The sequence below is a fragment of the Paenibacillus sp. FSL R5-0345 genome (assembly GCF_000758585.1).
In the GTDB taxonomy this organism is placed as follows: Bacteria; Bacillota; Bacilli; order Paenibacillales; family Paenibacillaceae; genus Paenibacillus_AQ.
The window spans coordinates 4533988-4548237 of the sequence record NZ_CP009281.1; the positions used below are offsets into that span (position 1 = coordinate 4533988).

Below are 14250 nucleotides of genomic sequence, written 5' to 3' on the forward strand. Positions count from 1 at the left end.
ACCGCAGATTCGATCAGGTTTTGCGTTATTATTATTTTACTGTTCGCTTTTTTGTTTGGCAAGCCAGTCTGCCAAGGCATCAATGTCTTGATCCGAAAGCCCCGCTCCCAGAGCAGTATCATACATCTTCGGCATCTGCCCTTGACCCTCTTTTATAATAGTAAGGATTGCTTCTTTATCATGGGTGTCCCCTACGCCACGAAGAGAGGGTCCACCAGCCCCTTTCAAATCGGCGGCATGACAAGAAATGCAGGTAGCTTGCTTAAAGAGTCCCATGGCTGGATCATCCTTGTCTACAATCGCTACTTCCTTTGCTTTAACTGCATTCGAGGTTGGGAGGCCCTTCGCCCTATTCTCCGCCGCCTTCTCTTCCCGTTGAACATCTTCAGGAATTTGACCGGTTTCAGCCATTTCATGTTTGTATTCAGTCCAAGCCGTATTCGTCAAGTACACAATCGCTGCAAGTGATAAGAACATCAAAGATGAAGCGATCGGTCTACGATAGAAGCGGCGTTCTCTGCCTGTATCCAGAAATGGAGCTAAAAGAAGTGAACCAAAAGCTACACCGGTTACTCCTAATGTACCCAGTACGATATAATCACCAGAAGCATATGGAAGCTTTAAATACTGATAGAGAAACAAGAAGTACCAGTCAGGAATTGGGATAACCGTAGCACTCGCATTCGCTGGAAACCCTAGCGGCGCAGGCTCTGAAATAGTAAGCACTAATATTCCTACAAGTACAACGACGCCAACCATCCATTCTTTCAGTAGAAAGTTAGGGATGAAGGCTTCCGATTTACCAGGATAGGCTGAATAGTCTGGAGGTGTGATAAATCCATTGCCTTTACGAACTCTGCTATCACCGACGTATACAACCTTTTCCTTAGAATTGTTTCCATGTGCCATCCGTATTCCTCCTCTCTCAGATTAACTTACAACGGTCCAGAAATCCCTTGTCTGCGGATCATAATAAAGTGTCCTACGAGCAGACTAAGAAGCACCGCTGGGAGGAAGAATACATGTAGTGCGAAAAACCGAGTCAATGTTTCTGCACCAACAATCGTACCACCTTGCATAAGCTCTTTTAGTACGGGTCCCATCACAGGAACAGAGTTAGCAATTTCAAGGGTTACTTTTGTTGCAAAATAAGCTTTATTATCCCAAGGCAATAAGTAACCCGTTAAACCGAGACCCAACATTACGAAGAAGATAAGCATACCCACTACCCAGTTCATCTCACGCGGAGCTTTGTAAGAGCCTGTAAAGAAGACACGCATCGTATGAAGGAACATCATAACAATAACTAGACTGGCACCCCAGTGATGCATTCCGCGGACAATTTGTCCAAAAGCAACACTAGACTGTAAATATTCAACACTTGCATAAGCATTGATAATATCTGGAACATAATACATCGTTAAGAACATACCCGATAAGATCTGAATCACTGTAATAAAAAAGGTCAGTCCGCCAAAACAATACACAAACGCAGAGAAATGATGGGCCGGGTTAACATGCTCAGGAACCTCGTGATCGGCCACGTCCCTCCAAATTGGCGTAACATCCAAACGTTCGTCAATCCAGTTATAGACATTTTTAAACATTAGAACCTACGCCTCCCCACTAGCTACTGTATTAGGCACAATATCACCCAAAAGAACCCAGCCGTTATCAAATTTCGTTTTATACTGGTCAAGCGGCTTTGGAGCAACCTCGAGATTTTTGCCGAGTTTAGTGTAACGCGCACCGTGGCAAGGGCAGTGATATTCGTCGGGATGAGCCTTATCGTTATTCCATCCGACCGTACATCCTAAATGTTTACATATGGGTGAAAGCGCATAAATATCACCCTTTGCGTCTTTACGGATCCACGCAGTCAGCGTCGCTGTGCTATCGTACCATCCGTCCTTCTGCTTCAATTCAAACGTAAATTCTTGGGGCTCTTCGGTGATTTTACTTATTTCAGCAACCTTTATAAATTCACCTGCGCCCTTCTTATGTAATATTGGGTCCACGACAAAACGGACCATTGGGAGAATTGTGCCTGCCCCCATAAAAGCAGTAGCGCCACCTAGCGTGTAGGTCAAAAATTGCCTGCGCGACATCTCTTTACGGCTGGGTGGTTGTTCAGGCCAAATATCCTGTTGATCATTATGGCTGCTCATACTGTTATATAACCCCCTTCACAAGATATAAGAAAGTATCTATGGTGTCCGATCAGAGATGCCTTACTATAAATAATCCGTTTTCAAATCTTTTCAATGAAATACATCACATACCATTTCGATTCAACCTAATAATAGCTTAGGCACCAAAACCCGTCAAGAATATTGTCTAATTTGTGACAGGCCAAAAAGTGATTTTCGCCTACAATTGTTGATTTTCTGTCACATTTAAAAGAGGCTCACCGTCGCCACATTTCTTGAATTTTCATACCAATATCACTATTAATCTTGCCTTCCAGAGAGGACTCAATAATAGGCAGAGAGAGCACTAAATCGCTTTCAAAGATTTCTTCCTTCAGAAGGGCTTTATCCGCTGTCAATACTACAGCATACTGGAAACCACTGGATTTGACTTTTTGGCAAACCTCATTAATTAGGTCGATATATCCTCCCCCTCCATACTGAATCGCTGGATAAGTTACGATACGTCCCTTGAATGGTATTTCCACCAAATCCATGAAATCACGTAATCTTTCTAGTGCTTGAACCGTCTCAGGGGGACTCTCAGAACCGCTTAATCCTGTAAAAGGTATGAGACATGTATCATAGAAATTTCGATTGTCTTCCCATTGCTCAACTTCAAAATCACTGAATTTCATTTATGTCCATCTCCCTATAATACAATCCTTCGTCGTTTCCGCTGTTCACAAATTTGCCCGAAGTTATAAATCCCATTATATTGAAAGAGGGGTACAAACGTCTAGATTTAGATTTTTACTTATACATAAAGTGAGCTTCATTGCTCCATTAGCAAGATCACAACAAATTAATAAAAAAAAGAAATGCGCTAAGCGCATTTCTTTATGCCAGACTTTTAAGTTCTTCTGTAAGATTTCGAAAAGCCAATTTATCTCCTGTAGCCAGCGCCGTGTCAATCTCACGGTGCAAGATGTCGGAGCGACGCTTTCGCAGCGCTTCATCCCACACCATTTCTGCCGCAAGTCCTAGCATCACTTCGTACGTAGCCTTCATTTTGTCCATTCGATACACCTCCGCTGTTTAAGAGATCCTTATTGCTTTAATATTTTGATATCCATCAAGATGATTTGTTTTCGGTTTCAAAAGTGACGGCACCTACTAAATCATATTCAACAATCCTGTCTACGTTCTACATATTTACCCATTCTGATCAATACTTCATCTATTGTTCCTATCAGCAACCAAGGCGAAGTCCTCAATCTACATATGTAATCCCCATAAGCATTTGCTTGTATGCCTCCATACTACTATAGATGTTTAGGCACGGCTATCTCCATCCCCCACGGCGTCATCATCACAGCGAGTCCAACAGCGTTCTCCCCTAATTTAAGCATCCCAAGGTGCACCATCATCCGAATAATTCGTTGCTCCAGGATAGAAGCAGCACTGTCATAATAGAACGGTTTAATTAACCACCCTACCCCATCCACTAATGAAGGTACACTCACCCAATTCCTTGCACTAATGCTTACCCAATACACAAGTGAAGGCAGGTTTGGTATAGCCCCCTTATATAGTTTTAACCAAAAAGAGAATATCTGCATCAACGAGTCGCATTTTCCATCAGCCAACACTGCCTCTCCTGTCGCTGTAAGCCTTAACCGAAACCCTTCTTCAGTGATCCAGCGGCGATGACGAACATAATCATACAGGAGCGCTAATCTAGGTGGATAATGCTCGCATGCCCTACCATAACCAAATCTCCAGCCGCCTTTGCTAAGAAGATCTTCCGGAATATGAAGTGCATTCATCACCCCTTGCTGATACCGCCTATACATTGCCCCTTCCTGATTCAGCTCCGGCTCATTTTCTTTAATATATCTCAGAAGCATAACCAGATCACCTAATAACAATTCGCCTTCATTTCGATACATGGCTGGTTCAGAGCTAACCGTAACCTTATCCTTGATATATGCGCTCATCGTCTCACGAAAGCGCTCTTTCAAATCTTTAGGCACTTGGAACAAGTATCTGGTTTGCTGGGAGGAGCCACTAAAGAGCCAGCCTCCGCTTTTGAAACGAGAAACCATCTCCCGGAAACCTCCGGTCTTTCCTTCAGGAGCGTCAAACGAAGCCTGCCTAGCCACAGCCAACAAATCTTCTAGACTAAAGTAGCTGCGTTCATCAAAAAGTAATGTATTCAAAAACCGCAGATCCTCCGGAGCACATTCCCGGATATGAGACTCCATAAAACTTCTGCTACCCAGCATAATCAAAATACTCTGGATCAAGTCATGTTTAGAATTCTGCTTGCATTCACACCGGTAGCGTCCCGCTATGGCGGTCAGCTGTCCAATATCTGCATAAGTAAGCATATCCGCCAGATTCATGTTTTATCGCCTCACCGTTTTACTACCATTATGGGAAATACAGCCCATTTTATTCCCCTTAGCGCAAAAAAAATAACCCGATGCACGGGTTAACGCTGATTTTGCAGGATATGGCGAGTACAATTGTATAAAATAGGGTTCCATTCCCGCTCTTTCTTCTCCAAGATGGTTAGGGATAAATTTCCAATTCGTTCAGAATACTTATCCTTGTAAAGTGCCGTATACAGCTGAGCGAGGAACCCCCCATGAGAAATAACTAATATGTTCCGATCGGGATGCTGCGCAGAAATATCCTCCATAAAAGCGAGTGCACGAGCCTGAAGCTGCTCGTCAGTTTCTTGACCTAGCGAGAGCTGACTCCATTCCTTGCCCCACTTCTCTTCGCGTTCAGCGGCAGTAAGCCCTTCTACCTGCCCGTAAGCACGTTCCCGGATCCGATGATCAGGATCTAGCAGCGGTATGCCTAATTTATCGGCAATAATCTTGCCTGTCTCTGCGGCACGGGAAAGGTTACTTGTAATGCAATAATCCCAGCGATACGGTTCTTGTAGTAAGCGGTCAGCAAGCATAGCAGCTTGCATCCGTCCTTCATCATTAAGCGGAATATCACTTTGTCCCTGAATCTTCCCAATTGCGTTCCAGTCCGTCAATCCATGGCGTATCAAGCCGATTAGCATATTGCCTCCCCCTTTTCATCCAAGTATTTGTCTCTTAATGTAACATGGATGCAATAAAAAGTCTTCTTTTATGCATATTAGAATACAAAAAAAGCCCCTCTTAACTTTAAGTAAAGGGACTCCTACAACGGTATTAACACTATTATATACTGTAACAGCTAAGTCATACGTCAATAGACCCTTTAAGATCTGCGATAGCGATTCAGCCGGGTTAGCGAAAACACTGCAAAACCCACACCAAGCATGGATAACATCATCCAATATTGAGGATGAGTAGGTCCCATATTCACTACAAGCGGTTCAATAATCCCACCTTCAGACCCTAAAATCGGATAAGTCGATGTCCATTCCATAGAACCTGCAATACCCGTCTCTACAATTCCACTCTGAGCCGCTGTGATATCAGCAGGTGTTCTAAACATAGTGAAGTAAAGAACACTGGATAAAAATACTGCCAGAAAGCAAGCGATCCAGAGGCTAAGCCGATGGCGGACAATAGCAGATGTCCCCGCGGATTTCCCATCCCCTGGCATCAACCAAGGACTCTCTAGATAAATCCGTTCCATAACTTTAACATTTATGAGCTCTGCACTCTCTTCGCTAATCTCTTCCTTCAAATCATGCATAAGCTGACTACTTTCTTGCCACAAAGACCATTCAGCAGCGCAGTAAGGACAAGTTTCAATATGTCTTTCTAGTAAAATCCGCCTAGGATGTGTGGGGGGAGCGTCCCACAAGAGCGGAATACATTCTTGCGCTTCCCTGCAATTCATTCGCCTTACACCCTCTCAACCTGCTCTTCAACTTCAGGCTCATTGAAATAGGATTCGAGTTGAAGCTTCACACTACTTCTGGCACGAAACAACAATGATTTCACGGAGCTTACACTTTGATCCAAAATTTCTGCAATTTCTTGATAGTCCATTTGATCGTATTCACGCAGGATTAGCGCAGAGCGTTGTTTCTCCGGAAGATTATTAATTGCCTCACGGACTAAATTCATCCGTTCTTTACGCAATGCAGCCTGCTCAGGTGCTACCTCAAACGGTGCAACGGGAGTATATCCACTCTCTTCTAGAGATACATTTCCGGCACGATTCTTACGAAGCTCACTTAGTACAGTATTACGAGCAATAGTGTACAACCAAGTTGAAAAGGAAGCATCTACCTCTCGAAAGGAATGCAAGCTACGGAATGCCTTGTAGAAAGTCTCCGAACAAAGGTCCTCTGCAATTAGCTCCATTTGTGAGTTTCTAAGCATATGATATACAAATGCCAATATTTTTCGCTGATAACGACGCATTAATTCTGAATATAATTCTGTATTTCCTTGTTTGATTTGCTGGATCAACTGGGAATCCGTCATGGTGAGATTGGCCCTCCTCGCCCTTGCACGTCTTTTCCCGTCCGGTCCGTACTTATTATACCGGTTTGGGCTTTAAAAGTTGCGGTACTAACTGCAATTTTTTAGTTTATTACCAAGAAGAAACGATATTGTCGTCATTTTATGTAGGACAACCTTTTCTCGTCGAAATTTAAAGATAATGTATAACATAAGACTTACATGATCTTAAATTTTGAAATACACCTATGTATATTCAACCACCCAATATTTATGGCATGATGATTGTGATGAATATAAAAAGAAAAATGGCATACTTATAAAAGCATATAAATTTTATAACGAATCTAGAAATATACCAGATCTATTGTATCACAGATTCTCATAGGATGACATTAATAGACTTCAGAGCAGTAATCTCGTCAGCACGACCTGACATCAGATTATAAATAAACATTAGCTTCAGCAATAAGACTTTGGTCACTGTAAAATGACTTTAATCTCTTTTTAATAAACTGTTGACAAAATGTAAACGTATACATATAATAAAAGTACAGTATGGTTTCTCTCCACTCCTATCCAAATACTACACGGTTCCAATTTATTGTGAACTGTAGCCGCTTACTTTGTAAGCGGTCTTTTTTTGCCTTGTAAGCGCTGTATCTAACTTATAAAAATATAAACTACCATCACTAAAACAAATCAGCCAGGTTAGCCCCGCTCATTATCAATACCCTCTTCTGCATCCACTTGAAGCAGTTGCTGTTCACAGCGTTATACTTTTTTAGAGCCCATAATAAATAAAAGCCCCTCCATATTGGAAGGGCAACTAACTACACATATACGGTATAATCGTGCTGCTGCAGAAGCACCTTCGCACGTTCCATATCGTTCTCCTGTCGAAATGATAGGCGCATAATACCCGGCACATCTTCACGACTCTCGATGATTTGTACGTTACTAAGGTTAATGCCTTGGTCCCCCAGCTCAGTAGCAATACGACCGATAATCCCCGGATGATCCGGTACATCAATATGTAGGTCAAATAAAGGTGCTATCATGCCTTTACGCCGTTCAGGTAACTGACTGCGGAAGCCATTTGCTTCCTGGAAGGCCTCTTCAATCCCCACACCATCTTCACTTTCCAGTAGACGAACAAAAGAAGAAACTTCCTCGTTCCAATCCTTCAATAAACGAAGCATTACAAAACGATTGTTCAGTAAAATGTCTCGCCAAATTATAGGATCACTGGAAGCAATCCGTGTAATATCCCGAAAGCCCCCAGCAGCTAATGTGCTATATAAGGAGTCAGTATCATCATAGGCACGAATCTGATTCACCAGAGCAACGGCAATAATATGCGGTAAATGACTAATGGCGCCTACAATCTCATCATGACGTTCTGGATCAAGGCGTACAATCTGCGCTCTTGTGTGGTGTAGTAGAGACTCCAACGCATGATAAGCCTCGTCTGGTACGCCTGGAGGAGGCGTCAACACATAATACGCATTCTCAAATAGCAGTGATGAAGCCGCCTCAACACCTGAGCGCTCCGATCCTGCCATTGGGTGTCCGCCGATAAAATGTACTCCAGGAATATCTAAGGAGACCGCACATGCGGCAATACTAGCTTTCGTGCTTCCAACATCTGTAATAATGCAGCCGGGTTTTAGAGGCAATTTACTTAATTGTTGCAGATAATCCTCTAACATCCCTACCGGTACACATAAAAAAATGAAATCAGCATCAAGTGCCGCTTCTTCAACAGAAAGCGTGGCTTGATCAACCACACCTCTGCTTATATATTTACTCGCGGATTCAGGACGGTGGGCATGTCCTACGACGGTCAGGCCCTCCTTGCCTTTAAAGCAAAGGGCCAGTGAGCCTCCGATCAGACCGACACCGAATATAGCTATTTTTGTCGTCATGTTCTTTGAACTACCTGCCTTTTTTAGTCTAGTCTTGCTGTTTATTACTAAGCGCGCACACCATACTCTATAAGCGTTTGTTCCAGCGCAGTTATAAACGCTTTGTTCTGTTCAGCAGAGCCCACAGTAACACGAATATAAGTAGGGTAAACTTGATGACCTGCTCTTACTATGATTCCTTTACGCATCAAAGCATCGAAAACCTCGGTTGCAGGTTTACGAACATCTACCATAATGAAGTTCCCGTGTGCAGGGAAAGATTCTAGTCCCAGACGTTTGAATTCACCTTGTAATTGGACAATACCCGCGCTATTAAGACGACGGCATTGCTCCACGTAATCTTGGTCATTCAAGGCAGCAAGAGCCGCCGCCTGCGCAAGACGAGAAGTATTGAAAGGCTCACGTACCTTGTTGATCAATGAAATAATCTCAGGACTAGCAACGCCATAACCAATACGCAATGCGGCTAAACCATAAATTTTGGAGAATGTGCGAAGCACAACCAGATTCGTATAACGATTTAATAATTGGATACCGTTGGAGTAAGAAAGATCTGTTACGTACTCGCAGTATGCTTCATCAAGGACAACCATTACATTCGAAGGAACAGCATCAAGGAAAGAAACCAAGGCTTCCTCTGGTACAATCGTTCCTGTTGGGTTATTCGGATTACAAATCCAGACAACCTTCGTGCGGTCCGAAATACGGGCCAGCATCCCATCCAGATCATGTGTACCCTTTACAAGGGGTACCTCGATGGATACAGCGCCTTCGATATCTGCGTTACTCTTATAGACAGAAAAGGTCTGGTCAGCCATGATTGTCTCATCACCTGGCAAGAAGAAAGCACGAGCAATAAGAGCAATAATCTCATCAGAACCACAACCAAAAATAATATTATCGCTATTTACACCAAGCCGGCTGGCAAGTGCTGCCGTCAACTCAACGGCCGATCCGTCTGGATATAGATAAAGATTCTCAAGCTCTGCTAGAATAGCCTCTTTAGCACTCGGGGAAGCTCCATACGGGTTCTCATTGGATGCAAGCTTAATAACCTCACTTAAGCCGAGCTCCTTCTTAACTTCGTCTATAGGTTTCCCTGGTTTGTAGACAGGGAGATTAACTATATTCGGTTTTGGATTCATGAATAGTCCTCGCTCTCCATAGTTGATTACTCCACTATACACAGGTCTAAATGACCCTGTTATGGTCTTTTTAATTGTGCCACAAATTCTCGAATTTGCAACAGCCCCTCATTCCGTGTGACAGGATTGTCGAGCAGCGGAATGACATATTCTATTTTGCGGACAATGGCACTGCCTACTACAACCCCATCGCAAATCTGAGCAAAGCGGGCAACCTGTTCACCCGTTGAAATACCAAATCCAACAGCTACTGGTAGGTCTGTTGCTTGACGTACAGAATCAATAAACGCTTCTACATCAGCATGAAAAGTGGATCGTTCTCCTGTCACACCTAACGAGGATACACAATAGATAAACCCACTCGCACCTGAGACAATCTTCGCAATCCGTTCACTTGAGGTCGGTGCAACCAGTGGAATCAGATTAACGCCAACCTCACTACTGCGGCGACGCATCTCCTCTGATTCCTCGACAGGAAGATCTGGAATAATAAGACCACTAATCTCATGAGCATTCAGTTCTGCAAAAAATGTATCCAGTCCCATTTGCAGAATAGGGTTGTAATAGGAAAACAAAATAAATGGCAATTCACTTCCAGCTTGACGAGCCTTTAACGCAGTCTCCATGCAAGTACGCAGGTGAACCTCACCCCGCAGAGCACGCGCAGACGCTCGCTGAATGACAGGGCCGTCTGCAAGCGGATCAGAGTAAGGAACCCCTAGCTCGAGAATATCTGCACCTGCTAGTTCAAGCTCGGCGATGATGGCAAGCGTAGTCTCTAGATCAGGATCTCCCACAGTTAGAAAAGGAATTAATGCCGTCTGTTCTTCAGCTTTAAGCTTCCGGAATACCAAATCCATTCGGTTTGTAGTTTCGGTTGTCATTCATTTCCCTTCCCTTCTGTGTACGCCATGATCGATTCCACATCTTTGTCTCCCCGGCCTGACAGACAGATAACAACAATATCGTCCTTGGTAAGGGTTGGACCCATCTTTACTACATGGGCTATCGCATGTGCTGACTCTAACGCTGGAATAATGCCTTCCGTCACGCATAGCAGCTTCAGTGCATCTAACGCCTCTGCATCTGTAATCGGGACATATTTTGCGCGTTCGATATCTTTTAAATAGGAGTGCTCAGGACCTACACCAGGATAATCCAGACCTGCGGAGATAGAATGAGCCTCTGTTACTTGACCATGTTCATCCTGCAGAAGGTAACTCATCGAACCCTGGAATACGCCATGAGTCCCCTTACTCATCGTCGCCGCATGAAATGGTGTGTCAATTCCTTTGCCTGCTGCCTCCACACCAATCATACCGACACCTTCATCCTCTACAAACGGATAGAACATGCCGATGGCATTACTACCGCCGCCTACTGCAGCAACAAGCACATCCGGCAGTCTTCCTTCAGCCTTCAGAATCTGGCGCCGCGTTTCATCACCAATCACCCGCTGAAAGTTACGAACCATCATCGGATAAGGATGTGGGCCTACGGCAGAACCGAGAATGTAAAAAGTATCTTCCACATTGCTAACCCAGTAGCGAAGCGCTTCGTTGCCGGCATCTTTTAAAGTACGCGATCCTGAAGTAACGGGAATCACCTCAGCTCCAAGCAGCTTCATACGGAATACATTGAGTGCCTGGCGACGAGTATCCTCTTCCCCCATAAACACCTTACATTCCATACCAAGTAGGGCTGCAACCGTAGCAGTAGCAACACCATGCTGACCAGCTCCAGTCTCAGCGATCACCTTGGTTTTACCCATCATTTTAGCCAGAATTCCCTGACCAATCGCATTGTTAATCTTATGAGCGCCCGTATGATTCAAATCTTCACGCTTCAAATATATTTTAGCTTCTCCCAGATGTTTACTTAGACGTTCTGCATAATACAGTGGGGTCTCCCGTCCGGAATATTGCTTTAATAGATAATCTATTTCTTCTTGAAAAGCCGGGTCCGCCGAATACTTCTGATAGGCTTCCTCCAGCTCAATCAATGCAGTCATCAAAGTTTCGGGCACGAAGCGCCCTCCGAATGAACCGAAACGTCCATGCTGGTCCGGTACTTGTGTCATGATTGCTTCACCCTTTCCACAAAAGCTGTCATTTTAATAATATCTTTAACGCCTTCACTCTCTACTCCACTAGATACGTCTACTCCGTACGGAGCATAAGTATCTAGCAACTCTCCTACGTTATTAGGATGAAGTCCTCCAGCTACAAATAACGGCAAACCATTTCGTAGCGCGATTTCCTGATAATCAGGCAACCTCTCCCAAGCGAAAGTGCGCCCAGAGCCGCCGCTCTGCTGAGGATCATAAGTATCTAACAATACAGCATCAACGAAGCCTGCGTATTGTTCCAATGTATATTTGTTTTCGGCGTCATCACACTCTTTATCAGCAACAGACAATGCCTTCCACACCTGAACTTGTGGGAAAGCTTGCTGAACCTTTTGACAAAAGGCTGGACTTTCCTCCCCATGTAACTGAATAACATCTAGTGACACAACGGAGAGCAGTTCGCTCAGCTCATCCAGCTCGGGATTAACAAAAACCCCAGCAGCTTTAGGCTTGTCACTAGTCTTCCATTGTGGAAGTTCAGCAATCAGTTCGGAAGCACGCTCCAGAGTAATCCTGCGACGACTAGGTGCGAATACAAATCCAATATAATCTAGTGGTAAGTGTACCATAGATTTTAGCACTTCAACGTCCTGAAGTCCACAGATTTTTACCAATGTCTCAGCCATGCCGGACACGGTCCTTTCCATTTGGGAGCATACCTAACAATCCATTTACCGCATCTTCTACATTAGCTTGACGCATTAGATATTCCCCAACGAGTACACCATGAGCGCCAGTCGTTCTTAGGTAGTCAATATCACTTGGACCTGCAATTCCGCTTTCACTGATCACAGGGACACCTTGAGGTACTAATGCTGCAAGTTCTGCCGTTGTCTCTAAGGAAGTCTCAAACGTACGCAGATTACGATTATTAATGCCCAGCAGTATATTAGGATGAGTTATTTTGTCTGTACTTAATACCACCGCAAGCTCATTTCGATCATGAACTTCGATCAATACATCCATTCCAAGTCCTGTGGCTATATCTACAAAATGAGACAGTTTATCCGGTGTCAAAATTGCGACGATTAACAACACCGCATCTGCTCCAAGAATACGCGCTTCATAAATCTGTTTCTCATCAATAATAAAATCTTTGCGGAGCAGCGGAAGATTAACGCTATCCTTCACTTGCTGCAAGTAGGCAGCGCTGCCCTGAAAATAATCCCTATCCGTCAAAACAGATAAACAATCAGCGCCTCCCGCTTCATAGCCTTTTGCAATAGAAACAGGATCGAAATCTTCACGGATCAAACCTTTAGAAGGGGAAGCCTTCTTCACCTCAGCAATCAATCCCATCTCTCTGTTCTTCCCTTGGGTCAGCGCCTTACGAAAGCCCCTAGTCTGAGGGAGTGCTGCTATATCACGTTCGGCTTGAGCTATAGAAAAGCGTTCACTGAGCGCCTCCACCTCTTTGATCTTTGTAGCGACAATTTTATCAAGATACATAATTAAGCTCCTCCGTCATCACAACAAGCTGATCCAGCTTGGATAATGCCTTACCCGAATCCACTACTTCTTTTGCTTTCTCGACGCCTCCGGCCAAGGTATCTGCCAGACCTGCAACATATATACATGCTCCCGCATTAGCTAACACGATATCGCGATAGGGATTGATCTCACCTTGGAGCACGGAGGTAATAATTGCTGCGTTCTCAGCTGCGTCTCCACCCAGAACGGCTTCAAGCGGATGTCTGTTAAGACCTAATCCCTCCGGAGTAATTTCATAAGTGGTCACTATACCCTCTTTTAGCTCAGACACTAATGTAGAGGCAGAAATGCTGATTTCGTCTAGACCATCCGAACTGCTTACAACCATTGCACGCTTGGAACCTAGCTCCTTCAGTACATTAGCCACCGTCTCCGTCTTATCCCGGTCATAAATCCCCAGCAGCTGACGGTCAGCACCTGCGGGATTTGTAAGAGGACCCAGCATATTAAAGATCGTTCGTACACCAAGCTCTTTACGAGGTGCTGCTGCATGTCGCATCGAAGGATGGTAAATTTGTGCGAATAAAAAGCAAATGCCAATGCGATCCAGACATTCTCGAGCCTGCTCTGCATTCAGATGAATGTTAACACCTAAGGCTTCAAGTACATCAGCACTTCCCGCTCTGCCTGAAGCCGAACGATTGCCATGCTTTGCAACTCTAACCGAAGCCGCAGATGAAATAATCGCTGAGGCGGTTGAAATATTAAATTTATGGATGCCGGAACCGCCCGTACCACAGGTATCTAACAAACGTGCGCGGTCAGTCAGTACGGATGTGCCGAAACCTCTCATAGCTTCCGCAAAACCCGTAATCTCCTCCACGGTTTCTCCTTTAATTCGTAAAGCAGTCAGCAATGAACCGATTTGTGCTTGTGAAGCATCTCCAAGCATTATAGCACCCATTATATCCCGTGCTTCAGTACGTGTCAGATTTTTGCCTTCGATCAGTCCGGCGATTCCTGATTGAATTAATTTCGTTGCATCCATAATAATCTTCCTCC

At 44.3% G+C, this 14250-nt stretch carries 16 protein-coding genes; all 16 read right to left on the reverse strand.

Annotated elements, in window-relative coordinates; genetic code table 11:
- Positions 1–36: 36 nt before the first annotated feature.
- The 16 genes from R50345_RS20130 to trpD all read right to left on the reverse strand — a co-directional run bounded on the left by R50345_RS20130 (position 37) and on the right by trpD (position 14236).
- Entirely contained in the window at positions 37–909 is an 873-nt protein-coding gene (locus R50345_RS20130) for a menaquinol-cytochrome c reductase cytochrome b/c subunit (protein WP_042129527.1), read from the reverse strand.
- A gap of 26 nt (positions 910–935) precedes the next feature.
- On the reverse strand, positions 936–1607 hold the full coding sequence (qcrB, locus tag R50345_RS20135) for a menaquinol-cytochrome c reductase cytochrome b subunit (RefSeq protein ID WP_042129529.1): 672 nt from the start codon (positions 1605–1607) through the stop codon (positions 936–938).
- 6 nt (positions 1608–1613) lie between these two features.
- Positions 1614–2168 carry a QcrA and Rieske domain-containing protein gene (locus tag R50345_RS20140; protein WP_042129531.1) on the reverse strand — a complete coding sequence of 185 codons (555 nt, stop codon included), beginning with the start codon at positions 2166–2168 and terminating at the stop codon, positions 1614–1616.
- 239 nt (positions 2169–2407) lie between these two features.
- Positions 2408–2827, reverse strand: a complete 420-nt coding sequence (locus R50345_RS20145) for a DUF2487 family protein (protein WP_042129533.1) — start codon at positions 2825–2827, stop codon at positions 2408–2410.
- Between the two features lie 202 nt (positions 2828–3029).
- Entirely contained in the window at positions 3030–3209 is a 180-nt protein-coding gene (locus tag R50345_RS20150) for an IDEAL domain-containing protein (protein ID WP_042129535.1), read from the reverse strand.
- A gap of 245 nt (positions 3210–3454) precedes the next feature.
- Positions 3455–4537, reverse strand: a complete 1083-nt coding sequence (locus R50345_RS20155) for a hypothetical protein (protein WP_042129537.1) — start codon at positions 4535–4537, stop codon at positions 3455–3457.
- 89 nt (positions 4538–4626) lie between these two features.
- Positions 4627–5214: a histidine phosphatase family protein gene (locus R50345_RS20160; protein WP_042129539.1), complete on the reverse strand. Its 588-nt coding sequence runs from the start codon at positions 5212–5214 to the stop codon at positions 4627–4629.
- 182 nt (positions 5215–5396) lie between these two features.
- Positions 5397–5987, reverse strand: coding sequence for an anti-sigma factor family protein (locus R50345_RS20165; protein ID WP_042129541.1), 591 nt, complete (start codon positions 5985–5987; stop codon positions 5397–5399).
- Positions 5988–5992: 5 nt separating this feature from the next.
- Entirely contained in the window at positions 5993–6580 is a 588-nt protein-coding gene (locus tag R50345_RS20170; protein WP_042129542.1) for an RNA polymerase sigma factor, read from the reverse strand.
- A gap of 809 nt (positions 6581–7389) precedes the next feature.
- Positions 7390–8484 (reverse strand): prephenate dehydrogenase, encoded by a 1095-nt coding sequence (locus tag R50345_RS20175; protein ID WP_042129543.1) that lies wholly within the window; start codon positions 8482–8484, stop codon positions 7390–7392.
- A gap of 47 nt (positions 8485–8531) precedes the next feature.
- Positions 8532–9629 carry a histidinol-phosphate transaminase gene (gene hisC, locus R50345_RS20180; protein WP_042129546.1) on the reverse strand — a complete coding sequence of 366 codons (1098 nt, stop codon included), beginning with the start codon at positions 9627–9629 and terminating at the stop codon, positions 8532–8534.
- 59 nt (positions 9630–9688) lie between these two features.
- Positions 9689–10513: a tryptophan synthase subunit alpha gene (gene trpA / locus R50345_RS20185; RefSeq protein WP_042129549.1), complete on the reverse strand. Its 825-nt coding sequence runs from the start codon at positions 10511–10513 to the stop codon at positions 9689–9691.
- Positions 10510–11709, reverse strand: a complete 1200-nt coding sequence (gene trpB, locus R50345_RS20190; RefSeq protein WP_042129551.1) for a tryptophan synthase subunit beta — start codon at positions 11707–11709, stop codon at positions 10510–10512. Before trpB ends, trpA begins: the two co-directional genes overlap by 4 nt.
- Complete coding sequence (locus R50345_RS20195) at positions 11706–12383, reverse strand: phosphoribosylanthranilate isomerase (protein WP_042129553.1); 678 nt, start codon at positions 12381–12383, stop codon at positions 11706–11708. Before R50345_RS20195 ends, trpB begins: the two co-directional genes overlap by 4 nt.
- Positions 12376–13206 (reverse strand): indole-3-glycerol phosphate synthase TrpC, encoded by an 831-nt coding sequence (gene trpC, locus R50345_RS20200; RefSeq protein WP_042129555.1) that lies wholly within the window; start codon positions 13204–13206, stop codon positions 12376–12378. The genes R50345_RS20195 and trpC overlap by 8 nt, the downstream gene beginning before the upstream one ends.
- Positions 13196–14236: an anthranilate phosphoribosyltransferase gene (trpD, locus tag R50345_RS20205; protein WP_042129557.1), complete on the reverse strand. Its 1041-nt coding sequence runs from the start codon at positions 14234–14236 to the stop codon at positions 13196–13198. The genes trpC and trpD overlap by 11 nt, the downstream gene beginning before the upstream one ends.
- Positions 14237–14250: the final 14 nt, after the last annotated feature.

What these genes read in the sequence shown, in the direction of transcription:
- trpA (WP_042129549.1), bottom strand. Translation starts at nt 10,513, where the DNA reads ATGACAACCGAAACTACAAACCGAATGGATTTGGTATTCCGGAAGCTT.
- R50345_RS20150 (WP_042129535.1), bottom strand. Translation starts at nt 3,209, where the DNA reads ATGGACAAAATGAAGGCTACGTACGAAGTGATGCTAGGACTTGCGGCA.
- R50345_RS20195 (WP_042129553.1), bottom strand. Translation starts at nt 12,383, where the DNA reads ATGGCTGAGACATTGGTAAAAATCTGTGGACTTCAGGACGTTGAAGTG.
- hisC (WP_042129546.1), bottom strand. Translation starts at nt 9,629, where the DNA reads ATGAATCCAAAACCGAATATAGTTAATCTCCCTGTCTACAAACCAGGG.
- qcrB (WP_042129529.1), bottom strand. Translation starts at nt 1,607, where the DNA reads ATGTTTAAAAATGTCTATAACTGGATTGACGAACGTTTGGATGTTACG.
- R50345_RS20175 (WP_042129543.1), bottom strand. Translation starts at nt 8,484, where the DNA reads ATGACGACAAAAATAGCTATATTCGGTGTCGGTCTGATCGGAGGCTCA.
- R50345_RS20170 (WP_042129542.1), bottom strand. Translation starts at nt 6,580, where the DNA reads ATGACGGATTCCCAGTTGATCCAGCAAATCAAACAAGGAAATACAGAA.
- trpD (WP_042129557.1), bottom strand. Translation starts at nt 14,236, where the DNA reads ATGGATGCAACGAAATTAATTCAATCAGGAATCGCCGGACTGATCGAA.
- R50345_RS20165 (WP_042129541.1), bottom strand. Translation starts at nt 5,987, where the DNA reads ATGAATTGCAGGGAAGCGCAAGAATGTATTCCGCTCTTGTGGGACGCT.
- R50345_RS20155 (WP_042129537.1), bottom strand. Translation starts at nt 4,537, where the DNA reads ATGAATCTGGCGGATATGCTTACTTATGCAGATATTGGACAGCTGACC.
- trpB (WP_042129551.1), bottom strand. Translation starts at nt 11,709, where the DNA reads ATGACACAAGTACCGGACCAGCATGGACGTTTCGGTTCATTCGGAGGG.
- R50345_RS20145 (WP_042129533.1), bottom strand. Translation starts at nt 2,827, where the DNA reads ATGAAATTCAGTGATTTTGAAGTTGAGCAATGGGAAGACAATCGAAAT.
- R50345_RS20160 (WP_042129539.1), bottom strand. Translation starts at nt 5,214, where the DNA reads ATGCTAATCGGCTTGATACGCCATGGATTGACGGACTGGAACGCAATT.
- R50345_RS20130 (WP_042129527.1), bottom strand. Translation starts at nt 909, where the DNA reads ATGGCACATGGAAACAATTCTAAGGAAAAGGTTGTATACGTCGGTGAT.
- R50345_RS20140 (WP_042129531.1), bottom strand. Translation starts at nt 2,168, where the DNA reads ATGAGCAGCCATAATGATCAACAGGATATTTGGCCTGAACAACCACCC.
- trpC (WP_042129555.1), bottom strand. Translation starts at nt 13,206, where the DNA reads ATGTATCTTGATAAAATTGTCGCTACAAAGATCAAAGAGGTGGAGGCG.